The following is a 22,091-nucleotide window of genomic DNA, read 5'->3' as shown; positions in this document are numbered from 1 at the left end:
ATGATCGATTTCCGAAGCGGACGCGAGCCCAAGAGCTCGAGCTTTGATTTCATCAGCATCCGGATCGCGGCACCCGAGGAGATTCGCGGGCCCCGCGATCCCAAGGAACGCGAGCGCCTGGAGTTGCAGGGCCAGCGGTACTGGTGGTCGTGTGGCGAAGTCACCAAGCCCGAGACCATCAACTATCGCTCGTTCAAGCCGGAGAAGGATGGCCTCTTCTGCGAGCGCATCTTCGGTCCCGTCAAGGACTGGGAATGCCATTGCGGCAAGTACAAGCGGATCCGCTATCGCGGTGTGATCTGCGATCGGTGCGGCGTCGAAGTCACGCTGTCAAAGGTCCGGCGCGAGCGGATGGGGCACATCGAGCTCTCCGTGCCGGTGGCGCACATCTGGTTCTTCAAGACCCTCCCCTCGCCGATGGGGAACCTGATTGACATCACCCTCAAGGAACTCGAGCGGGTGGTGTACTACTCGAGCTATATCGTGCTCGATCCCGGTGAGCAGGAAGTCGAAGAGAAGCAGCTCCTCGACGAGGACGAGTATCTCGCGCTGCGGGTGAAGGCGCGCGATGCCGGTGACAACGCCTTCCGCGCCGAGATCGGTGCGCCGGCGGTGCGCGAACTCCTCAAGCGAATCGACATCAAGAAGCTCGCCGAGGAGCTCCGCGCCTCCGTGGCGGTCGAGACCTCGCAGCATCGCAAGAAGCAGATGCTCAAGCGTCTCAAGATCGTCGATGCCTTCCTCTGCTCGGGCGACAACGGCGAGACGCCGAACGACCCGGCGTGGATGATCATGGACGTGGTGCCGGTGATTCCGCCGGACCTCCGTCCGCTCGTCCCGCTCGACGGCGGGCGCTTTGCCACGTCCGACCTCAACGACCTCTACCGCCGGGTGATCAACCGCAACAACCGGCTGCAGAAGCTGATCCAGCATCGCGCGCCTGAAGTCATTCTCCGCAACGAGAAGCGGATGCTCCAGGAAGCGGTCGATGCGCTGTTCGACAACGGCCGCCGCAGCAAGGCGATTCGCGGCCGCGGCAAGCGTCCGCTCAAGTCGCTCTCCGACATGCTCAAGGGGAAGCAGGGGCGGTTCCGCCAGAACCTCCTCGGCAAGCGCGTCGACTACTCCGGCCGTTCGGTCATCGTGGTCGGCCCGGAACTCCGGCTCCATCAGTGCGGCCTCCCCAAGACGATGGCGGTCGAGCTCTTCAAGCCGTTCATCATCCACAAGCTGGTCGAGAAGGGGATCGCCGAGACGGTCAAGCGCGCCAAGAAGATCGTGGAGCGCGAGAGCCCGGAGGTGTACGAGATCCTCGAGGAGATCATTCAGGATCACCCGGTGCTGCTCAACCGCGCACCGACCCTTCACCGTCTCGGCATTCAGGCGTTCGAGCCGAAGCTGGTGGAAGGAAAGGCGATCCGCATCCATCCGCTCGTCTGCGCGGCGTTCAACGCCGACTTCGACGGCGACCAGATGGCGGTGCACGTGCCGCTGTCGTTCGAAGCACAGCTGGAAGCGCGCCTGTTGATGGTGTCGAGCAACAACATTCTCAAGCCGTCGGACGGGCGGCCGATCGCCGAGCCGTCGCAGGACATGGTGCTCGGCTCCTACTTCCTCACCAAGCTGCCGGCGACGTTCGAGGAAGAGCTGCGCCTCGCCGGCCCCAAGGTCGAGGAAGTGAAGGTGCGGCTCTGGAAGGGTGCACCGCACTACTCGTCGATCGCCGAGCTGGAGATGGCGCTGATGCACGAGAAGGTGCAGCACCAGCACGCCATTCATTTCTGGTTCGTCCCGCCATCCGAATCGGCGGATCCCAAGGCGCGGTGGATCAAGACCACGGTCGGCCGCGTCCTGTTCAACAACATCGTGCCGCGCGCGGTGATCGCGGAGCTTGGCTTCCGCGACGAACTGATGAAGAAGAAGCAGCTGTCGGAGGCGGTGCTGCAGAGTTACCGCCGTGCCGGCCTGCGCGAGACGGTCGAGTTCCTCGACCGCCTCAAGCGCTTCGGCTTTGAATTCGCCACCGGCGGCGGCATCTCGATCGGCATCGAGGATCTCGAAATCCCGACCGAGAAGCACGAGCTTCTCGCCGAGGCGCAGAAGCGCGTCGAGCGGTTCCAGAAGGCGTACAACACCGGGCAGATCACCTTCGGTGAGCGGTACAACAAGGTCATCGACGCCTGGACCCACGCCAACAACGACGTGGCCGAGGCGATGCTCAATCACATGCGGAAGTCGCGTGGCGGCTACAACCCGGTCTTCATGATGTATGACTCGGGCTCCCGCGGTTCACGGGACCAGATCCGTCAGCTCGCCGGGATGCGCGGCCTGATGGCGAAGCCGCAGAAGAAGCTCACTGGCGGAATCGGCGAGATCATCGAGTCACCGATCAAGTCGAACTTCCGCGAGGGGCTCACCGTGCTCGAGTACTTCATCTCGACGCACGGCGCCCGCAAGGGTCTCGCCGACACGGCGCTCAAGACCGCCGACGCCGGCTACCTCACCCGCCGCCTCTGCGACGTGGCGCAGGATGTCACCATCACCGAGGAAGATTGCGGTACGGTGATGGGACTCGACACGGCCCCGCTCAAGGAAGGCGAAAACATCGTCGAGCCGCTGCGTGACCGCATTCTCGGCACTGTTGCCGCCGAGGACGTCACCGATCCGCATGAACTCGACGAGTTCGGTGATCCGAAGCTCCTGGTGCAGGCCGGCCAGGAGATCGACGAGGAAGTGGCGCAGAAGATCGACGACGCCGGCATCGAGCACGTCAAGATCCGTTCGGTGCTCACCTGCGAGTGCAAGCGCGGCGTCTGCCGCATGTGCTACGGCCGCAACCTCGCCACGATGGAAATGGTCGATCTCGGCGAGGCGGTCGGCATTCTGGCGGCGCAGTCGATCGGCGAGCCGGGTACGCAGCTGACACTCCGGACCTTCCACATCGGTGGTACGGCATCCCGTATCGCCGAGGAAGCGGAACGGCCGGCACGGACCGACGGCATGGTCACCTACACCGGCGATCTCGAGTGGGCCGATGTGCCGGTGGAATACGAAGACGGCCTCAAGGCGTCGATCCGGATCGCGCTCACGCGTGAGGCCGAGTCGGCGACCGATGAAACCAAGGCCGGTATCGTGCTGGTCGATCCGAACCATCCGGATCGCCCGCTCAATCGGTATCCGGTCCCCGAAGGCGCGCTGATCCAGGTGAAGGAGAAGGACATCGTCACCAAGGGTGACAACGAGCACCGCGCCTCGATTCTCTACACCTGGGATCCGTACAACGACCCGAGCATCATCAAGGTCGACGGCGAGCTCCGGTGGAAGGATCTCGTCCCGGGTGTGACACTCCGGGAGGAACTCGACGAAGGAACCGGCCTCCGCTCGGTCGTGGTCGTCGCCGACCCCGATCGCGAACTGCATCCGTCGGTGCTCGTCTATCAGAGCAACCGGAAGGATCCGCAGGAATACACCCTGGCCGAAGGCGCTCGCATCATCCTCGGCTCGCCCACCGATCCGGTGTCGCGCGCCATGGGTCTTCCGGACGCCGCCAACCCGTGGTCCGAGAAGTTCCACGTCGAGGAGCGCCCGATCAACGAGGCGTGGCCGAGCAAGACTAAGAAGGAGAGCAAGGACAAGTCCGTCTTCCTCTCGCCTGCAGTCAAGGTGCTGAAGGGCGTCACGATCACCAAGATCCCGCGTCTCGCCTACAAGACGCGCGACATCACCGGTGGTCTCCCGCGCGTGGCCGAGCTATTTGAGGCTCGCCGTCCGAAGGATCCGGCGACGATGTCGGAAATCGACGGCGCGGTCAAGTTCGGCGAGATCAAGCGCGGCAAGCGCGAGATCTGCGTCTATCCGCTCAACCCCGACGGCTCGGTGGTCGAGGATGCGGAAGCGCGCGTGTACGAGGTTCCCGCCGGGAAGCACCTCCGGGTGCACGAAGGCGACCGCGTTCGCGCCGGCGACCGTCTCACCGAAGGGCCGGTGTCGCCGCACGAGATCCTGGGCATCAAGGGACCGCGCGCGGTGCAGGAATACCTCCTCAATGAAGTACAGGAGGTCTACCGGCTGCAGGGCGTCCGGATCAACGACAAGCACATCGGCGTGATCGTGCGCCAGATGCTGCAGAAGGTCCGCGTTACCGATCCGGGTGACACGACCTTCATGGAAGGGGAGACCGTCGACCGCCAGTCATTCCGCGACGAGAACGAGCGCGTGATGAAGCGGAAGATGAAGCCGGCCATAGCTGAGCCGGTCCTCCTCGGGATCACCAAGGCTTCGCTCACGACGCAGTCGTTCATTTCGGCGGCGTCATTCCAGGAGACCACGCGGATCCTCACCGACGCCGGCATTCGCGGCGCCAAGGATGAGCTGCGCGGGCTGAAGGAGAACATCATCATCGGCCACCTGATTCCGGCCGGTACAGGGCACTATCGCTACGTCGACCTCGAAATCCAGCCGCCGGCCGGGTTCGAGCCGCCGCCGCCAGCCCCCGAGCAGCCGGAAGCGCCGGCAATCGACCTGGCATTGCTCGCGGAGGAAGTCGAAGCGTAGCCAGACCGGCTCCGCCGGGAGACACAGACGGGACCATCGACTCGCGTCGATGGTCCCGTCTGCATTGGTGGCCTGGGGCGGGGCGATGTATTGATCGATCAATACAATCGCATTCATTTCGGTCGTGCGCCGATGGCGGAATTCCTCGCGCCGCGCGTTGCCGTGAAGCGCAGCCGCGACACGCCGATCCGTATCCGCCCGGTGTTTCATGACCTCAACATTGTCGAGAAAATACAGCAGGCTTGCTGCGAATTCAGATTCAGAATTCGGCGACAGACGCACGCGTGCATTCGGCGTGTGGAAAGACAAACCGGCGTGCTTCTTGCCGCGCTGCGCAACGTTCGCGCTGCACTGCAATTCCTTCCAGCTCCATCCAGGAGAAGTCGATGAATCGTTCCGCTGGCGGTGTTCGTCTCGCGACGCTCGCCGCTGTCCTTGCGTCATTCGCGTCGGCCGGGTCACTCGCGGCCCAGGGGATTTCGCCCACTGGTACCTTCGGCTCGCAGCCGACCTTCACCTTCGGCGGCACCGACATCCCCAATAACGCGGTGATGACCAATTCCAACGCAGGATCACTGGGCGTGATTCTCGGCCTCACCGCCACGCAGCGCTTCAACAACCCCGCGCTCACCAACGACGGCGCCGGGACGTTCTTCGCCCAGCCGGGAATTGACGCAAACGCGCCGAGCGGCCCGACTGATCCGTACGCGCTGTGGAACTTCGATTTCTTCGTCGGTGGAGACAACGCGGCCAACTTCACCTATGAGCTGCTGTACGACTTCGATCCGGGGTTTGGCACGGCTCAGGCGGATCTGGGGTCCCTCGATCCGGTCTGCATTGATGAGATCATCGGATGCCTGGAGCAATTCCCGCCCTCGTTCCCGGTCCAGGACTCGTGGAACCTCGGTATGGACTTCCTTTCCGAGCCGATCTTCATCACACCGCCGACATTCTCACCGTTCGATCCCACGGCAAGCGGCGAATACACCTTCGCCCTGCTGGCGTTCGACGCCAACGAGAACGAAGTCGCCCGGTCGTCGATCAATGTCGACGTCGGATCGGCGGCAGTGCCCGAGCCGGCGACGATGTCGATGCTCGCGTTCGGGCTGGTCGGCCTCGCCGGGGTCGGGCGCCGTCGGAAGAAGCGCTCGATCTAGCTAGCTGCGATATACCTGGAGGACCTGGGCAGCGGCCCGGCACCACATGTGGTGTCGGGCCGTCTCTTTTCCGGGTGCAGCTCCGCCGTATCTTGTGCGTCGATGCGACTCTGGACGCTGCACCCCAGGTATCTCGATGCTGCAGGCCTCGTCGCGCTATGGCGTGAGGCGCTCCTCGCCCGCAAGGTCCTGCGCGGCAACACGATCGGCTATCGACACCACCCGCAGTTGCAGCGGTTCCGGAATAGCGGGCGGCCGGTCGCGAGTATCAACGCGTATCTGCGCGCCATCTACGTGGAAGCGATGCGGCGCGGATATCGGTTCGACGCGAGCCGGATACGGGGGCCGCGTGCCCGGACGAAGATCCCGGTGACAGCCGGGCAGGTGGCAGCTGAATGGCAGCACCTGCTCGCGAAGTTGCGGCGACGCTCGCCGAGACTGTTCGAGCAGCTGGAGCCGATGGGGAGGCCACGATTGCATCCTCTCTTTCGGTCTCGCTCGGGGCCCGTGGAATCGTGGGAGCGCGCGCGACCAGACAACGCGCCGCCTTGAACGGGGTGGGGGCCAGAGAAGAAAAGCGAACGGCCGCCTCAATGAGGCGGCCGTTCATCTCTTGCGGCACTATGGGGCTGGCTTCAGCTCTTCTTGCGGCGCCGGCGGCCCGCGGCGGCCATCCCGGTCAGACCGACCGCGAGGAGCGACATGGTGCCGGGTTCCGGAACCGAGTCCTCGAGGGGAATGCTGATGTCATCGGTCTGGCAGAACTTGTCGGCGTTGGTCGAGACGTCGTTGCACTCGAATGAATTGCCGTTCAGCCCTTCGACTGCCTGTACCTTGAACGCCCAGGTCAGGTTGTCGAGCGTGGTCTGGGTCAGCCCGCCCAGCGAATAGAGGAACGAAATCTCGAGCCAGTCATCGTGGTTTCCGAACGCCGTGCCGTTCCCTTCACAGGTGGCAAACTTGGTTCCACTGCCGCCCGTCGGGCCGTCGCAGGTGGTCACGCCACCATTGCCGCCCGGGCCGCCAGCGCCGGCCTGGGTGGTCATGCTCAGATCGGCGAAGCCGCTGCTGAACGCCCAGCCGCCGTCGGAGGCAAGGGCAGTTGCCCCATTGCTGTCCAGCGTGAGCGTGGTGGGATTCCAGTCGTTGTAGTGCACGCTGTTCAACGACCAGGTGCCCGTGGTCGGCAGCGCACCGATCGCGAACTGCGTCAATGACGACTGCCAGTTGACGCCCTCGCTATTGGAGCCGTTGAAAATGAAGGCGTTGATGGTGTTCCCGCCGCTCAGCGTGAACAGCACCGTCACGCAGACGTGGGCCGCTGCCGGGGCGCACTTTTGCTCGGCCTGGGCGCTGGCTGCCGCCGGAAGTGCGACTGCTGCTGCGAGTGCGAGTCCTGCGATCGATTTCTTCATGTTGCTGGCCCGGTCATTGGGTCGTTTTTGCGGCGCCGGGGAGTCCCGGAGACTACGCCGATCATCACCTGTCACACCGACTCAGACGCTGCCTGTTGCAACTGTGCCACAAACTGTAGCAATCCGACGCCACAACACAGGAGCTAAGTCATTGATCTACAACGCCGATCGGTGCCTTCGACCAGAGGTCTAGCAGGTTCCGGGCCACTGGGTATTTCCACTGACTCGACCACTGCACCGATTGCCAAGCAAAATCTTGCGACCACGGGGGGCACAGTTTCGGATCCCGCCCGCTGCTTCCAGACCGCTGGACCACCACCTCACCTGCAGCCGCGACTCGACATATTCACCGGCGAAAGTGTGGCGGCGAATCGACGAACCGCACTCCCTCTTCCGGCGGAAGCAACTTCTATCCCGTTGTCTCGGCTCGCCTTACGCTGGCCCGCCAGACCGGCCCGCCGGTTGCATTTCCATTCCGCGACTGGCCGAAAGCTTGAGACGTTGCCGGCTGGGCCAGGACCACATTCAGTTCGAGGGAGACGTGATGCGACTTCAGAACCTGCTCATCCCGACTGCGTTGCTCGCCGTTGCCGTGGTACCGCTGGCGGCGCAGACGCAGCTGACCGACAAGTCGCAGATCAATCCCGCGACCATTCTCGACTGGTCGACCCTCGGCGCGGACGGCTTCACACCCACGAACCCGTTCACGCTCTCCTTTGCCAGCCAGGTCTCGACTGACGGAGATTTCATCCTCGCGGTCGACAATGTCGACTGGCAGGGGGGCTTCCTTCCGAACGAAACCCTCCTCTTCGCTCAGGATGGCGCCACCTATATCGACCTGATGTTCGACCAGAACCTGACTGCCTTCGGGACGCAGCTCTGGCAGAAGTTCTTCGATCCGGGTAGCCCGATGTTCACCCTCCAGGCCTTTCTCGACGGGACGCTGGTCGCGACCTACACGACGGAGGCCTCGGGCGGAAACGACACCAACAACGGCGACGCTCCGTTCCTCGGCATCTCCGATCCGGACGGCTTCAACCAAATCCTCCTCACCAGTAGCGGGAACACCCATGGCGGCAACACCTTCGCCATCAACCAGGAACTGACCCTTGCGGCGGGGACACCTACTGGTACGGTCCCGGAACCGGGGACGATGTCGCTCCTCGCCACCGGCCTGGTCGGTCTGGCGGGGGCCGGTAAGTGGCGGCAGCGCAAACGCTGATCTGATCGTTGGACTTGCGCTGTCAGGTGCCCGGCTAGGCTCCCCCTACCGGGCATCACTTTTACCCGGATACCGAGGATTGACCGCCGCTCTTAAGTCGCCTATCTTGCGTGTCTGTGCCGTTTTGGGCCTCAGAATCAAACACCGGAAAGTATGCCGACGATCAACCAGCTCCTCCGTCACGGACGCCGTGATGCGAACTACAAGGGCAAGGCGCCGCACCTGCAGCAGAACCCGCAGAAGCGTGGCGTTTGCACCCGCGTCTACACCACCACGCCCAAGAAGCCGAACTCGGCGCTGCGCAAGGTGGCCAAGGTCCGGTTGACGAACGGGATCGAAGTGATCGCCTACATCCCGGGCGAGGGACACAACCTGCAGGAACACTCGATCGTGATGATCCGCGGCGGGCGTGTGAAGGATCTCCCCGGCGTGCGCTATCACATCCTGCGTGGCACGCTCGACGCCGCCGGCGTCAACGATCGCCGCCGCAGCCGTTCCAAGTACGGCGCCAAGCGTCCCAAGGCCGGTGCTCCCGCCAAGGGCGCCAAGAAATGAGCCGCCGCAAGAACGCCATCAAGCGGCCCGTTCCGCCCGATCCGCGCTACGATTCGCAGACGGTGTCGAAGTTCGTGAGCAACCTGATGTTCGAAGGGAAGAAGTCTCTCGCCGAGGGGATCTTCTACAAGGCGATGGACATGATCGAGGAGCGGACTGGTCAGCCGGGCGTTGCCGTCTTCAAGCAGGCGGTCAACAACGTCAAGCCGGCGGTCGAGGTGAAGAGCCGCCGCGTCGGTGGTGCCTCGCTCCAGGTCCCGGTCGAGGTTCGTCCGGAGCGCCGGACCGCGCTGGCGATGCGCTGGATCATTTCCTACTCGCGCGATCGCAGCGAGAAGACGATGGCCGAGCGGCTCGCCGCCGAGCTGGTTCTGGCGAGCAAGGGCGAAGGGAACGCCATCAAGAAGAAGGAAGACACGCACCGGATGGCCGAGGCCAACCGCGCGTTTGCACACTATCGCTGGTAGGTAAGAGAGGGGTCCGCGGCGGCGTCGCCGACCGAGGGTCACCTGCAGGACACATCCGGGTCATGTGAGCGAGTTCGCGCACCTCTGATCCTTCGACATCGCCGGGATGCCAGTGGCATCTCTGTCTCGGGAGCAATCCCGGACATGGCGCGGAGCGAAACCACGGACCAGCGGTCCGAAGGTCGCCCCGCTTTTTCGCTGGTTGGGCCTGGACATTGAACGGGCGTGCAGTCGGCGCCGAGCAACGAACGGAATAGCTACATGGCGCGTCACACATCGCTTGATCTGTATCGGAACATCGGCATCATGGCCCACATTGATGCCGGGAAGACGACCACGACCGAGCGCATCCTGTACTACACCGGAAAGAACTACAAGATCGGTGAAGTACATGACGGTGCCGCGACGATGGACTGGATGGAGCAGGAGCAGGAGCGCGGCATCACCATCACTTCCGCGGCGACGACCTGCTTCTGGAAGCGGCACGGCGAGAGCGACAGCGAAGGAACCGGCCCCGAGTACCGGATCAACATCATCGACACCCCGGGACACGTCGACTTCACCGTCGAAGTCGAGCGATCGCTTCGCGTCCTCGACGGCGCCGTGGCACTCCTCGATTCGGTCGCCGGCGTCGAGCCGCAGACCGAAACGGTATGGAAGCAGGCCGATCGCTATCGCGTCCCGCGGATGATCTTCGCGAACAAGATGGACCGCGTCGGCGCCAACTTCGACCGTTGCATGTCGATGATCAAGGACCGGCTCTCGCGGCGCGCATTCGCGCTGCAGCTCCCGGTCGGCACCGGCGAGACGTTCACCGGCCACATCGACGTGATCGCCCGTCGCCAGTACATCTTCGACGACGCCACGATGGGGAAGAATTTCCAGGTCGTCGAGCCGCCGGCCGAGTTCAGCGCAGCGATCGAGGACGCCCGTCATCAGGCGATCGAAGCCGCGGTGGAGTTCGACGACGAGCTGCTGGAGAAATATCTCCAGGGGACCGAACTCTCCGAGGAGGAGATTCACCGCGCCATTCGCAAGGCGACGCTGGCGATGGAGTTCATCCCGGTCCTGTGCGGTGCCTCCTTCAAGAACAAGGGCGTCCAGGCGCTGCTCGACGCGGTCATCGACTATCTCCCGTCGCCGATGGATGTCCCCGCGATCAACGGGCATTCGCCCGCCGACGAAGCCGAGATCATCACGCGTCATCCCGATGACGGTGAGCCATTCGCGGCGCTGGCGTTCAAGATCGCGACCGATCCGTTCGTCGGCCGGCTGACGTTCTTCCGTGTCTACTCCGGGAAGCTCGAGGCCGGGTCGTACGTGTACAACGCGACCAAGGACAAGAAGGAGCGCGTCGCCCGGCTGCTGCAGATGCACGCCAACAAGCGCGACGAGATCCAGGAAGTGCTCGCCGGCGACATCGGCGCCGCGATCGGCCTCAAGGACACCCGCACCGGCGACACGCTGAGCGATGAAGACAAACCGGTGATTCTCGAGGCGATGAAGTTCGCCGAGCCGGTGATCTCGATGTCGATCGAGCCGAAGTCGAAGGCCGATCAGGACAAGCTCGTCATCGCGATGCAGAAGCTGGCCGAAGAGGATCCGACCTTCCGCGTGCGCACCGACGCGGAGACAGGCCAGACGATCATCGCGGGAATGGGCGAGCTCCATCTCGAGATTCTCGTCGACCGGATGAAGCGCGAGTTCAAGGTCGAGGCGAATGTCGGGCGGCCGCAGGTCGCCTTCCGCGAAACGATCACGAAGCGCGTCGAACAGGTCGAGGGGAAGTTCATCCGGCAGTCGGGCGGCAAGGGCCAGTACGGCCATGTCGTCATCAACATCGAGCCGGGCGAAGTCGGCAAGGGCTTCCAGTTCGTCGACAAGATCGTCGGCGGCACGGTGCCGCGCGAGTTCATCAAGCCGGCGGAAGCCGGGATGCGCGAGGCGCTGGAGAACGGCATTCTCGCCGGGTATCCGATGGTCGACGTGAAGGCGGAGCTCGTCTTCGGGTCGTACCACGACGTCGACTCGTCGGAAATGGCGTTCAAGATTGCAGGTTCGATGGCGATCAAGGACGCGGCCAAGCAGGCCGGTCCGGTCATTCTCGAGCCGGTGATGAAGGTCGAGGTCGTCTGCCCCGAGGACTTCCTGGGCTCGGTGATCGGCGATCTCTCGTCACGCCGCGGCAAGATCGGCGGGATGACGCAGCGCGGTGAATCGCAGGTGGTGGCGGCCGAAGTGCCGCTCGCCGAGATGTTCGGCTACTCCACGTCGCTGCGCAGCGCGACGCAGGGGCGCGCCGCGTACACGATGGAGTTCGACCATTACGAAGAAGTGCCCAAGGCTGTCGCCGAGCAGATCATCACGAAGGCGGCAGGGAAGTAGCTCAGCGATGTCGCACACGACCAGAGGATTCCGGACATGAGCAAGGCCAAATTCGATCGCACCAAGCCCCACGTCAACGTCGGCACCATCGGCCACGTCGACCACGGCAAGACCACGCTGACCGCCGCCCTGACCAAGATCTCGGCGGACAAGGGGTTCGGGACGAAGTACATCCCGTACGACGCAGTGGCCAAGGCCAGTGAGTCGCAGGGTCGCCGCGACCCGACCAAGATCCTGACGATCGCGACGAGCCACGTCGAGTACGAGACGGCCAAGCGCCATTATGCGCACGTCGACTGCCCGGGGCACGCCGACTACGTCAAGAACATGATCACCGGTGCGGCCCAGATGGATGGCGCGATCCTGGTGGTGAGCGCGGTCGACGGCCCGATGCCGCAGACCCGCGAGCACATCCTGCTGGCGCGCCAGGTGAACGTGCCGAGCATTGTGGTGTTCCTCAACAAGTGCGACCTGGTTGACGACGCCGAGCTCCTCGATCTCGTCGAGCTCGAAGTCCGCGAGCTGCTCACGCAGTACAAGTATCCGGGCGACGATACGCCGGTGATCCGCGGCAGCGCGATCAAGGCGATCGAGGGCGACGCGGGATATATCGCCAAGATCCAGGAGCTGTACGACACGCTCGACAGCTACATCCCGGAGCCGGTGCGCGAGACCGACAAGCCGTTCCTGATGCCGGTGGAAGATGTCTTCAGCATCACGGGGCGCGGCACGGTCGCGACTGGTCGTATCGAGCGCGGCAAGATCAAGGTCGGCGAAGAGGTGCAGCTGGTCGGCTTCGGCGCCGAAAAGAAAGTGGTCGTCACCGGCGTCGAGATGTTCCGCAAGCTGCTCGATGAGGGAACCGCCGGCGACAACGTCGGCCTCCTGCTGCGCGGCATCGAAAAGAACGAAATCGAGCGCGGGATGGTGCTGGCGAAGCCGGGGAGCATCCCGCCGCACACGAAGTTTGAAGCCGAAGTCTACGTGCTGGGGAAGGACGAGGGCGGCCGTCACACGCCGTTCTTCAAGGGCTACCGGCCGCAGTTCTACTTCCGCACGACCGACGTGACCGGAAGTGTCGAGCTGCCGGCGGGGGTGGAGATGGTGATGCCGGGCGACAACATCGGGATGGTGATCGAACTGATCACGCCGGTGGCGATGGACGAGGGGCTGCGCTTCGCGATCCGCGAAGGCGGGCGGACGGTCGGCGCCGGGGTCGTCACCAAGATCTTGAAGTAGTTGCGGCAGTGGTGCGGCATGATGCCGCACCATGATGAGCAGAAAGGGTATCGATCGATGGCAGGAAAGATTCGCATCCGCCTCAAGGCGTTCGACCACGTGGTCCTGGATCAGGCCGCGGCGGATATCGTGCGCACTGCGGAAAAGACCGGCGCCCAGGTGTCGGGTCCGATCCCGCTTCCGGTGAAGATGGAGCGGTGGACGGTCCTCCGCTCGCCGCACGTCGACAAGAAGAGCCGCGAACAGTTCGAGCTGCGCACGCACAAGCGGCTGCTCGACATTCACGACTCACGCCCGCAGACGATGGACGCGCTGACCAAGCTCGACCTCCCGGCTGGCGTGGACGTCGAGATCAAGGTCGAATAGTCATGACGACCGGAATCATCGGGCGCAAGCTCGGCATGACACGTGTCTTCGCGGAGGACGGCACTGCCGTTCCCGTGACCGTGATCGAGGCCGGCCCGTGCGCCGTGCTCCAGGTGCGTGAATCGCAGGCGCAGCTTGGCTGGGGAAAGAAGACTCCGGTGCGGACCACCCGCGCTGAACTCGGCCACGCCAAGGCGGCGGGGCTCGACTTCGCGCCGCAGGTGGTGCGCTCGTTCCCGCTCAACGGCGCCGAGCTCGCGCCGGGTGCGACGGTCACGGTCGAGATCTTTGCCGCCGGCGACATGGTCAAGGTGACCGGGACGACCAAGGGTCGCGGCTTCCAGGGCGTGGTGCACCGGTACGGCTTCCACGGCGGTCCGGCGACGCACGGCAACACCCGTCACCGCAAGCCGGGATCGATTTCTCCGGGCACCGACCCGTCACGCGTGATCAAGGGAAAGCGGATGCCTGGCCATATGGGTGCCGAGCGGCACACCGAGCTCGGACTCACGATCGTGAAGATCGATGCCGAGCGGAATCTGCTCTTCGTGCGTGGCGCCATCCCGGGATCGAAGAACGGGATCGTCACGGTGGCGAAGCAGGGAGGGAAGAGCCGCCATGATTAATGCTCCGCACTATTCCGCGACTGGCGCGAAGCACGGTCACGCGTTCGCACTTCCCGACGACACCTTCGACGGGGTGGTCAACGACGCGGTGCTGCACCAGGTGGTGAAGGCGCATCTCGCCAACCAGCGCCAGGGAACGGCGAAGACCAAGACGCGGTCATTCGTCTCGGGCGGCAACCAGAAGCCGTGGAAGCAGAAGGGAACCGGCCGCGCTCGTCAGGGGTCGACGCGTGCGCCGCACTGGCGCGGCGGCGGCACCGTCTTCGGACCGATCCCGCGCGACTATCGCGCCGACACCAACCGCAAGGTGCGCCAGCTGGCTCGCCGGTCGGCGCTCAACGCCCGCGCGCGCGAGGGGATGCTTCACGTGATCGACGCGATCACGATGGACGCCCCGAAGACGAGCGCCCTCCTCGGCATCCTCGGCAAGCTGACGCTCGCGGATACCAAGACGCTGATCCTTACCGACGGCTCGAAGCCGCCGGTCTATCTCAGCTGCCGCAACGTGCCGCACCTCGAGGTGCTGCCGTTCAGCGACGCGACGGCGTACGACATTCTCCGCGCCGATGCGCTGGTAATCGAGAGCGGGGCGTTCGGCGCCGGCGGCTCGGATGCCGACGGTGATGAGGGCGAGGCAGAGACAGGTGCACCGCGGAAGCGCACGGCCAAGGTCGCCAAGAAGGCGTCGCCGCGCGCCGTGAAGTCTGCGGCGAAGAGCGCCGCGCGTTCGTCGGCCAAGGCAGCGAAGCGCGCTCAGAGCAAGAGCGAAGGGAAGAGCGCCAAGCACGCCGCGAGCAAGAAGGCCGCGCCGAAGCACGCCGCAGCCAAGGGTGCGAAGAAGTCGGCGCACAAGAAAGCGAGTGAGTGATGGCTGACCTGCATCATGTGCTGGTTCGTCCGTTGATCACCGAGAAGAGCTCCGCGGCATGGCAGGATCGCAAGGAGTACGTCTTCGAGGTGCACCCGACGGCCACCAAGGGACAGATCCGTGAGGCGCTGAAGCAGTTGTTCGGCGTCACCGCGACCAGTGTGCGCACCATGCAGATGCGGCGGAACGCGATGATTCGCGGGCAGGACCGCGGCGTGTCGGCGCGCTGGAAGAAGGCAGTTGTCACCCTCCGGCCCGGCGATTCGCTCGCCGTCTTCGAGAGCTGATCATGGCCATTCGTCAATTCCGTCCGATCACCGCCGGGACGCGGTTCCGCTCGGTCTCCGGGTTCGATGAGATCACCCGGAGCACCCCGGAGAAGTCGCTGCTGGAGCCGATCAAGTCGACCGGCGGCCGCAACAACCAGGGCCACATCACGTCGCGCTACATGGGCGGCGGCCACAAGCGGATGTACCGGAAGATCGACTTCAAGCGGAACAAGTTCGGAATCCCGGCGCGCGTCGCCGAGATCGAGTACGATCCGAACCGTACCGCGCGGATCGCGCTGCTGGTGTACGCCGACGGCGAGAAGCGCTACATCCTCCACCCCGCCGGCCTCAAGCAGGGCGACACGGTGGTGAGCGGGCCGGGGAGTGATGTCCGGACCGGCAACACGCTGCCGCTCTCGGAGATGCCGCTCGGTACCATGGTGCACAACATCGAGACCAAGATCGGCAAGGGCGGTTCGGTCGCCCGGTCGGCGGGTCAGGGTGCCCAGGTGATGGCGCGTGAAGGCGACTATGTGACGCTCCGGATGAAGTCGTCCGAAATGCGGATGATCCACGGTCGTTGTCTCGCCACCGTCGGCGAAGTCGGCAACGCCGAGCACGAGTTGCTGTCGCTCGGCAAGGCCGGCAAGAATGTCTGGCTCGGTCGCAGGCCGCACGTTCGCGGCGTGGCGATGAACCCGGTCGACCACCCGCTCGGCGGCGGCGAAGGGAAGACGTCAGGCGGACGTCCGCCGGTGTCGCCGTGGGGGAAGGCCGAAGGGAAGAAGACGCGGAAGCGGAAGAAGAACTCGAACCGACTCATCGTGCGCGGCCGCAAGCGCGGGAAGGCGACGCAATAATGGCGCGAAGCATTCGCAAGGGCCCGTTCGTGCAGCAGGCGCTGCTCGACAAGGTCGAGGTCCTCAATTCGAAGAACGAGAAGAAGGTCGTCAAGACCTGGAGCCGGGCGAGCACGATTCTCCCCGAGTTCGTGGGGCATACCTTCGCGGTGCACAACGGCAACAAGTTCGTGCCGGTGTACGTCTCGGAAAACATGGTGGGCCACAAGCTCGGCGAGTTTGCGCCGACACGGCTCTTCCGCGGCCACAGCGGCAAGCTCGTGGTCGACAAGAAGGCGAAGGCGGTCTGATATGGCGGGACGCGCGATTCAGCGGTCGGTCCGGCAGTCGCCCCGCAAGATGCGGCTGGTGATGGACCTGATCCGCGGCAAGGACGTCAATGAGGCGTACGCGATCCTCCAGTTCAACAAGAAGCTGGCGGCGAAGCAGATCGCGAAGACGCTCAAGTCGGCGGTGGCCAACGCCGAGCAGCATGCGCAGAACGCCAACGAGTCGTTCGATGTCGACGAGCTCGTGGTGATCGACGCGCAGATCCAGATGGGGTCGCCGCTCAAGCGGTTCGGTGCCGCGGCGCAGGGACGCGCCACGCCGATCCGGAAGCGGACCAGTCACGTGCATATCGCCGTGGCCTCGCGGGCTGAGGGGAGGGCGAAGTAATGGGTCAGAAGACACATCCGATCGGGTTCCGTCTCGGCGTCACCAAGCAGCCGCTGTCGCGGTGGTATGCGTCGGCGAAGGAGATGCCGATGCTGCTGAGCGAAGACCGGCTGATCCGGGACTACATCCAGAAGCGCCTCGGCCACGCGGCGATCGCCGAAGTGCACATCGAGCGGAAGCCCGGCAAGGTGACCGTCACGATTCACACCGGTCGTCCCGGCGTGGTGATCGGCAAGCGCGGCGCCGAGGTCGACAAGCTCCGTGAAGAGCTCGCCGTCGTGCTCGAGCGCCAGTTGCACCTGACCCGCGACGTCGCGGTGAATGTCGAAGAGATCAAGCGTCCCGAGCTCTCGGCCAAGCTGGTCGCCGACAACATCGCGGCCCAGCTGGAGCAGCGCATCTCGTTCCGCCGCGCGATGAAGCGCGCGGTGCAGAGCTCGATGCGGATGGGAGCGCAGGGGATTCGCGTGCGTGCGGCGGGACGCCTTGGCGGCGCCGAGATCGCGCGGGTCGAGGGGTATCGCGAGGGACGGGTGCCGCTGCACACCCTTCGCGCCGACATCGATTACGCCACCGGCACCGCCAAGACGACCTACGGCACCATCGGGATCAAGGTCTGGGTCTTCAAGGGTGAAGTCGTGGAAGATATGAGCGGCAAGACTTACAGCACGGGAGCCTGAGGCCATGCTGGCACCGAAGCGGATCAAGTTCCGCAAGACGTTCAAGGGGAAGACCAACGGCATCGCCACGCGCGGCAACACCGTCGCGTTCGGCGAATGGGGCGTGGTCTCGCTCGAACCGGGATGGGTCACGGCGCGGCAGATCGAGGCGGCGCGCGTGGCGATGACCCGCGAGATGAAGCGCGGCGGCAAGGTGTGGATTCGCATCTTCCCCGACAAGCCGATCACCAAGAAGCCGGCCGAAACCCGCATGGGCAAAGGCAAGGGCAATCCGGAGGGCTGGGTGGCGGTGGTCAAGCCGGGCCGGGTGCTGTTCGAGGTGGACGGCATCGAGGAGCCGCTGGCCCGCAAGGCGCTGGCGCTCGCCGAAGCGAAGCTGCCGGTCAAGACGCGGGTGATCCGCCGCGAGGAGATCTGAGATGGACGACAAGACGAACCTGCGGCGGCATCGCGACGAACTGCGCGAGCTGACCGTGGAACAGCTCGAGACCAAGCTCGCCGAATTGCGCGAGGAGCGGTTCAAGCTGCGGATCCGTTCGGCGACCGAGTCGATCGAGAATCCGATGCAGTTCCGTGCCCTGCGTCGCGACGCGGCGCGGGTGATCACCATCCTGGACGAGAAGCGCCGCAACGGAGAGAAGCAGAATGGCTGAGACGACGACGCCAACGCGGCTCTCGCGCAAGACGCGCACCGGGCTGGTCGTGAGCGACAAGATGCAGAAGACCGTGACGGTGCAGTTGTCGCGGCGGCTGGCGCATCCCAAGTACGGCAAGCAGGTGACCCGTACCAAGAAGGTGAAGGCGCGCAACGACCACGACGCCAAGGCCGGCGACACGGTGCGCATCATGGAAACGCGTCCATTGGCGAAGACGGTGCACTGGCGCACGGTCGAAGTCGTCGAACGCGCACGCTGAGACCGGGGAGACGACACGATGGTGCAACAAGAGAGCATCCTCAAGATCGCGGACAATTCCGGTGCGCGTCGCGCGCTGGTGATCCGTGTCCTGGGCGGGTCGCGGCGGCGCTATGCGTCGCTCGGCGATCGCGTCGTGGTGGCCATCAAGGACGCCATCCCGACCGGCCAGGTGAAGAAGGGTGAAGTCGCCAAGGCGGTGATCGTGCGGACGGCAAAGGAGGTCCGGCGCAAGGACGGCTCCTACATCCGCTTCGACGAGAACGCCGCGGTGCTGATCAACGATCAGGGCGAACCGAGGGCCACCCGCATCTTCGGCCCGGTCGCCCGTGAACTGCGCGAGAAGCGATACATGAAGATCGTGTCGCTCGCGCCCGAGGTGCTGTGAGATGAAGCCACTGGTGCACAAGAAGGCGAAGCGGCCGCGCCCGGGTGGGCGGATCGAGCGGCAGAGACTGCACATCACCAAGGGCGACACCGTCCAGGTGATCTCCGGCGACGACAAGGGGAAGCGCGGCACGGTGTTGCGCGTCTATCCCAAGACCGGCCGCGTGTCGATCGACGGCATCGCGCTGGCGAAGCGGCACCGCCGCGCGACGCAGAACACCGAGTCGGGGGTCATCACGTTCCCGGCGCCGATTCCGGCGTCGAAGGTGATGCTGATCGATCCGAAGTCGAATCTTCCGACCCGCATTCGCCGGCAGAAGAACGACGACGGCACGTTCGAACGGGTTGCGACCAGGACCGGCGTGACCATTCCGAGGAACCGGTAACGATGGCGAAATCGACAGAAGGCGAAAAGGCCGAGAAGCCGGCCGCGAAGCGCGAGAGCGCGCCGCGCGCCAAGGGGAAGGGGAGCGCGGCCGCGGCTGCGATGGCGACCGAGGCCGAGCCGAAGGCGAGCATCGGCAAGCCGCGGATGCAGCGCTTCTACGAGGAAACCGCGCGGGCGCGGCTGGCGAAGCAGTTCGGCTTCGCCAACCCGCACCAGGTGCCGCGGATCACCAAGATCGTCCTCAACGTGGGACTTGGCGAAGGCGCCAAGAATCCGCGCCTGATCGACGCGGCCGCCGAAGAGCTGGCGATCATCACCGGGCAGAAGGCAGTGATCACCCGCGCCAAGAAGGCGATCGCGAACTTCGGCCTCCGCGCCGGCCTGCCGGTCGGGGCGTCGGTGACGCTGCGCGGCGCCCGGATGTACGAGTTCCTCGACCGGTTCATCAACCTGACGGTGCCGCGCATCCGCGACTTCCGCGGGTTGCCGAACAAGAGCTTCGACGGCCGGGGGAACTACACCTTCGGGATCAAGGAACAGACGATGTTCCCCGAGATCGATTACGACAAGATCGAGAACGTCCATGGCATGGACATCACACTCGTGACCAATGCCAAGCGCGATGACCTCGCGATGGCGCTGCTGCGCGAGTTCGGCTGGCCTTTCCGCGGTGAGACGCCACACGCTGTGCGTGCGGCCTGAGGGAGACGGGATACCATGATGGAGCGTAACACGAGGGGCGGCAACGCATGAGCATGACTGATCCGGTCGCCGATATGCTGACTCGCATTCGCAACGCCTGCTCGGCGGGGCACCGGCGCGTGGATGTTCCCGCGTCGAAGCTCAAGCACGAGCTGGCGAAGCTGCTGCGGGACAATCACTACATCGCCGATTACAAGATGCTCGATGACGGCCAGGCGGGAACGCTGCGGCTGTATCTCAAGTATCACAACGAACTGCCGGTGATTCGCGAGCTGCAGCGCGTCTCCTCACCCGGGTTGCGACGGTACGTCAAGTGTCGCGATCTCCCGCGCGTGAAGAACGGGCTCGGCATCGCGATCGTGTCGACGCCGAAGGGGCTGATGACCGACCGGGACGCGCGCACTGCCAACCTGGGCGGCGAATTGCTCGCCGTCGTCTGGTAGGAGGGGCGATGTCACGCATCGGAAAGAAGCCGATCACACTGCCCAGCGGCGTGTCGGCGACGATCAACGGGCGCGAGGTCACCGTCAAGGGTCCCAAGGGGACACTGACGCGACAGCTGCACCCCGACATGCTGACCAAGCTCGACGGCAACACGGTGACCGTCGAGCGGCCAAGTGACGAGACGCGGCACAAGGCGCTGCATGGTCTCTCGCGCACGCTGGTGGCCAACATGGTCGAGGGTGTGGCGAACGGCTACAAGAAAATCCTCGAGATCCAGGGCGTCGGCTACAAGGCGGAATCGAAGGCGTACGGCATCAACCTCGTGGTCGGGTTCTCGCATCCGGTGGAGATTCGCGCCCCGGAAGGGATCAAGCTCGTGGTCGAGACGCCGACGCTGGTACGGATCGAAGGGATCAACAAGGAACTCGTCGGCCAGCTGGCCGCCGAAATCCGCAATGTCCGTCCGCCCGAGCCATACAAGGGGAAGGGCATTCGCTACCAGGGTGAAGTCGTCCGGCGCAAGGCCGGCAAGACGGGAGCCAAGTAATGCGTCCGATTCACGGACCGAAGCTGCGCCACGAGCGGCGCTATCGCCGGCACCTGCGGGTACGGCTCCGCGTCGCGGGCGACGCCGAGCGCCCGCGGCTGGTGGTGTTCCGGTCGCTCAAGCACATCTACGCCCAGCTCGTCAACGACGAGTCGGGGGCGGCGCTGCTCGGTGTCACCGACACCAGCGACGGCATTGCGATCGACGGCAAGGGAAAGGTCGCGCGCGCCAAGGCGGTCGGCCAGCTGATCGCCGCACGCGCCAAGGCGGCCGGGATCACCAAGGTGGTATTCGACCGCGCAGGCTATCAGTACCATGGCCGCGTGAAGGCCGTGGCCGAGGGCGCCCGCGAGGGCGGATTGGAGTTTTGATGAGCGATCAGACTGGCGGAGCCGAACCGGAAACCCGCCCTGCGGCCGAAGCACCTGCTGAAGCGCCCGCGCGTGAGCGCAGCAGCGGCGGCGGTGGTGGCGGCGGTGTCGGGACCCACGGTGGGTCGGGCGGTCGCGGACGCGGCGGTCAGGGTCGCGGCGGCCAGGGTGGCCGTGGCCGTGGTGGCCAGGGCGGCGGCGGCGGCGGTGGTCGCGGCGGCAACCGGCGCGACGATCGCGGTGACGGCGCGAGCGACTTCGTCGAGAACGTCGTGTCGATCAATCGCGTCGCCAAGGTCGTCAAGGGCGGCCGGCGCTTCTCGTTCAATGCCCTCGTCGCCGTTGGCGACGGGAAGGGGAAGGTCGGCGTGGCGAGCGGCAAGGCGAACGAAGTTGCCGAGGCGGTCCGCAAGGCCGTCGAAGCGGCGAAGCGCGCCATGGTCGAAATCCCTCGCGGCGGCACCACGATTCCACACGAGATCATCGGTGAACACGGTGCCGGCCGCGTGCTGCTCAAGCCCGCTGCCAGCGGTACCGGTGTCATCGCCGGTGGCCCGGTGCGCGCAGTGCTCGAATGCGCCGGCATCACCGACATCCTGACCAAGAGTCTGGGATCGAACAATCCGCACAACATGGTGCGCGCCACGATGGCCGGGTTGCAGGGCCTGGTGAGCGCCAAGCAGGTTGCCCGCGAGCGCGGCATCGAGCTCGATCAGCTCGGTTATCGCGCCCGCCAGGAGGTGTAACAGATGGGACGCAATCCAGTAGTCGGACGTCAGGGGCCGGCGTATCACGCAGCCGTCATCCCGGGCGAAGACGAGGCGAAGCGCCTCCGCGTCAAGCAGATCCGTTCCGGGATCGGCCACGCGGAGACGATGAACCGCACCCTCAAGGCCATCGGCCTGAGGCACTATCAGGCTGAAATCGAAATCGACAACACCGCGAGCGCGCGGGGGATGCTCTTCAAGGTCCGCCACATGGTCACGGTGACGCCGGTGAAGGGGAAGGGTCGCTGATC

Annotated in this window: 28 protein-coding genes and 1 pseudogene; 28 read left to right on the top strand and 1 reads right to left on the bottom strand. The window is 65.0% G+C overall.

The window, feature by feature from the left end:
• From rpoC to VGM20_03575, 4 genes are all read left to right on the top strand, one after another.
• Positions 1–4,554 carry a DNA-directed RNA polymerase subunit beta' gene (gene rpoC, locus VGM20_03590; protein HEY4099944.1) on the top strand — a complete coding sequence of 1,518 codons (4,554 nt, stop codon included), beginning with the start codon at positions 1–3 and terminating at the stop codon, positions 4,552–4,554.
• A 90-nt stretch (positions 4,555–4,644) separates the two neighbouring features.
• Entirely contained in the window at positions 4,645–4,944 is a 300-nt protein-coding gene (locus tag VGM20_03585; GenBank protein HEY4099943.1) for a hypothetical protein, read from the top strand.
• Positions 4,941–5,711, top strand: coding sequence for a PEP-CTERM sorting domain-containing protein (locus VGM20_03580; GenBank protein ID HEY4099942.1), 771 nt, complete (start codon positions 4,941–4,943; stop codon positions 5,709–5,711). Before VGM20_03585 ends, VGM20_03580 begins: the two co-directional genes overlap by 4 nt.
• A 102-nt stretch (positions 5,712–5,813) precedes the next feature.
• Positions 5,814–6,263, top strand: a complete 450-nt coding sequence (locus tag VGM20_03575) for a pyrimidine dimer DNA glycosylase/endonuclease V (protein HEY4099941.1) — start codon at positions 5,814–5,816, stop codon at positions 6,261–6,263.
• 83 nt (positions 6,264–6,346) lie between these two features.
• On the opposite strand, the gene VGM20_03570 is transcribed toward VGM20_03575, so the two are convergent.
• Positions 6,347–7,126, bottom strand: coding sequence for a PEP-CTERM sorting domain-containing protein (locus VGM20_03570; protein HEY4099940.1), 780 nt, complete (start codon positions 7,124–7,126; stop codon positions 6,347–6,349).
• A gap of 544 nt (positions 7,127–7,670) precedes the next feature.
• Between VGM20_03570 and VGM20_03565 the strand changes: the two genes are divergently transcribed.
• The 24 genes and pseudogenes from VGM20_03565 to rpmD all read left to right on the top strand — a co-directional run bounded on the left by VGM20_03565 (position 7,671) and on the right by rpmD (position 22,089).
• Complete coding sequence (locus VGM20_03565) at positions 7,671–8,348, top strand: PEP-CTERM sorting domain-containing protein (GenBank protein ID HEY4099939.1); 678 nt, start codon at positions 7,671–7,673, stop codon at positions 8,346–8,348.
• 153 nt (positions 8,349–8,501) lie between these two features.
• The gene (rpsL, locus tag VGM20_03560) at positions 8,502–8,903 is read left to right on the top strand and encodes a 30S ribosomal protein S12 (GenBank protein HEY4099938.1); all 402 of its coding nucleotides are present in this window, start codon (positions 8,502–8,504) and stop codon (positions 8,901–8,903) included.
• Positions 8,900–9,370, top strand: a complete 471-nt coding sequence (gene rpsG, locus VGM20_03555; protein HEY4099937.1) for a 30S ribosomal protein S7 — start codon at positions 8,900–8,902, stop codon at positions 9,368–9,370. Before rpsL ends, rpsG begins: the two co-directional genes overlap by 4 nt.
• Before the next feature lie 261 nt (positions 9,371–9,631).
• The gene (fusA, locus tag VGM20_03550; protein ID HEY4099936.1) at positions 9,632–11,755 is read left to right on the top strand and encodes an elongation factor G; all 2,124 of its coding nucleotides are present in this window, start codon (positions 9,632–9,634) and stop codon (positions 11,753–11,755) included.
• A 36-nt stretch (positions 11,756–11,791) separates the two neighbouring features.
• Positions 11,792–12,994, top strand: coding sequence for an elongation factor Tu (tuf, locus tag VGM20_03545; GenBank protein ID HEY4099935.1), 1,203 nt, complete (start codon positions 11,792–11,794; stop codon positions 12,992–12,994).
• 57 nt (positions 12,995–13,051) lie between these two features.
• Positions 13,052–13,360 (top strand): 30S ribosomal protein S10, encoded by a 309-nt coding sequence (gene rpsJ / locus VGM20_03540; protein HEY4099934.1) that lies wholly within the window; start codon positions 13,052–13,054, stop codon positions 13,358–13,360.
• A gap of 2 nt (positions 13,361–13,362) precedes the next feature.
• Positions 13,363–13,986, top strand: a complete 624-nt coding sequence (rplC, locus tag VGM20_03535; protein HEY4099933.1) for a 50S ribosomal protein L3 — start codon at positions 13,363–13,365, stop codon at positions 13,984–13,986.
• Positions 13,979–14,854 carry a 50S ribosomal protein L4 gene (rplD, locus tag VGM20_03530; protein ID HEY4099932.1) on the top strand — a complete coding sequence of 292 codons (876 nt, stop codon included), beginning with the start codon at positions 13,979–13,981 and terminating at the stop codon, positions 14,852–14,854. Before rplC ends, rplD begins: the two co-directional genes overlap by 8 nt.
• Positions 14,854–15,141, top strand: a complete 288-nt coding sequence (gene rplW / locus VGM20_03525) for a 50S ribosomal protein L23 (GenBank protein HEY4099931.1) — start codon at positions 14,854–14,856, stop codon at positions 15,139–15,141. The genes rplD and rplW overlap by 1 nt, the downstream gene beginning before the upstream one ends.
• A gap of 2 nt (positions 15,142–15,143) precedes the next feature.
• Positions 15,144–15,983: a 50S ribosomal protein L2 gene (gene rplB, locus VGM20_03520; protein HEY4099930.1), complete on the top strand. Its 840-nt coding sequence runs from the start codon at positions 15,144–15,146 to the stop codon at positions 15,981–15,983.
• Positions 15,983–16,273 carry a 30S ribosomal protein S19 gene (gene rpsS, locus VGM20_03515; protein HEY4099929.1) on the top strand — a complete coding sequence of 97 codons (291 nt, stop codon included), beginning with the start codon at positions 15,983–15,985 and terminating at the stop codon, positions 16,271–16,273. The genes rplB and rpsS overlap by 1 nt, the downstream gene beginning before the upstream one ends.
• Position 16,274: 1 nt before the next feature.
• The gene (gene rplV, locus VGM20_03510; GenBank protein HEY4099928.1) at positions 16,275–16,640 is read left to right on the top strand and encodes a 50S ribosomal protein L22; all 366 of its coding nucleotides are present in this window, start codon (positions 16,275–16,277) and stop codon (positions 16,638–16,640) included.
• Positions 16,640–17,320 (top strand): 30S ribosomal protein S3, encoded by a 681-nt coding sequence (rpsC, locus tag VGM20_03505; protein HEY4099927.1) that lies wholly within the window; start codon positions 16,640–16,642, stop codon positions 17,318–17,320. Before rplV ends, rpsC begins: the two co-directional genes overlap by 1 nt.
• Positions 17,321–17,324: 4 nt before the next feature.
• The gene (rplP, locus tag VGM20_03500; GenBank protein HEY4099926.1) at positions 17,325–17,738 is read left to right on the top strand and encodes a 50S ribosomal protein L16; all 414 of its coding nucleotides are present in this window, start codon (positions 17,325–17,327) and stop codon (positions 17,736–17,738) included.
• 1 nt (position 17,739) lies between these two features.
• On the top strand, positions 17,740–17,973 hold the full coding sequence (rpmC, locus tag VGM20_03495) for a 50S ribosomal protein L29 (GenBank protein HEY4099925.1): 234 nt from the start codon (positions 17,740–17,742) through the stop codon (positions 17,971–17,973).
• Complete coding sequence (gene rpsQ / locus VGM20_03490; GenBank protein HEY4099924.1) at positions 17,966–18,235, top strand: 30S ribosomal protein S17; 270 nt, start codon at positions 17,966–17,968, stop codon at positions 18,233–18,235. The genes rpmC and rpsQ overlap by 8 nt, the downstream gene beginning before the upstream one ends.
• An 18-nt stretch (positions 18,236–18,253) precedes the next feature.
• Entirely contained in the window at positions 18,254–18,622 is a 369-nt protein-coding gene (gene rplN / locus VGM20_03485; protein HEY4099923.1) for a 50S ribosomal protein L14, read from the top strand.
• 1 nt (position 18,623) lies between these two features.
• Entirely contained in the window at positions 18,624–19,007 is a 384-nt protein-coding gene (rplX, locus tag VGM20_03480) for a 50S ribosomal protein L24 (protein HEY4099922.1), read from the top strand.
• Between the two features lie 146 nt (positions 19,008–19,153).
• Positions 19,154–19,711 carry a 50S ribosomal protein L5 gene (gene rplE, locus VGM20_03475; protein ID HEY4099921.1) on the top strand — a complete coding sequence of 186 codons (558 nt, stop codon included), beginning with the start codon at positions 19,154–19,156 and terminating at the stop codon, positions 19,709–19,711.
• Positions 19,712–19,758: 47 nt separating this feature from the next.
• Positions 19,759–20,154 (top strand): 30S ribosomal protein S8, encoded by a 396-nt coding sequence (gene rpsH, locus VGM20_03470; protein ID HEY4099920.1) that lies wholly within the window; start codon positions 19,759–19,761, stop codon positions 20,152–20,154.
• 8 nt (positions 20,155–20,162) lie between these two features.
• On the top strand, positions 20,163–20,702 hold the full coding sequence (gene rplF, locus VGM20_03465) for a 50S ribosomal protein L6 (GenBank protein HEY4099919.1): 540 nt from the start codon (positions 20,163–20,165) through the stop codon (positions 20,700–20,702).
• A complete protein-coding gene (rplR, locus tag VGM20_03460) occupies positions 20,702–21,073 on the top strand; it encodes a 50S ribosomal protein L18 (GenBank protein ID HEY4099918.1) in 372 nt (123 codons plus the stop codon). Before rplF ends, rplR begins: the two co-directional genes overlap by 1 nt.
• A gap of 263 nt (positions 21,074–21,336) precedes the next feature.
• Positions 21,337–21,819: pseudogene (gene rpsE, locus VGM20_03455) on the top strand (30S ribosomal protein S5).
• A 3-nt stretch (positions 21,820–21,822) separates the two neighbouring features.
• Positions 21,823–22,089, top strand: coding sequence for a 50S ribosomal protein L30 (gene rpmD, locus VGM20_03450; GenBank protein ID HEY4099917.1), 267 nt, complete (start codon positions 21,823–21,825; stop codon positions 22,087–22,089).
• Positions 22,090–22,091: the final 2 nt, after the last annotated feature.

The sequence above is a fragment of the Gemmatimonadales bacterium genome, assembly GCA_036500345.1.
GTDB lineage: Bacteria > Gemmatimonadota > Gemmatimonadetes > Gemmatimonadales > GWC2-71-9 > Palsa-1233.
Note: the sequence above shows the minus strand (reverse complement) of the source record. Positions and strands in the feature narration are given on the sequence as shown.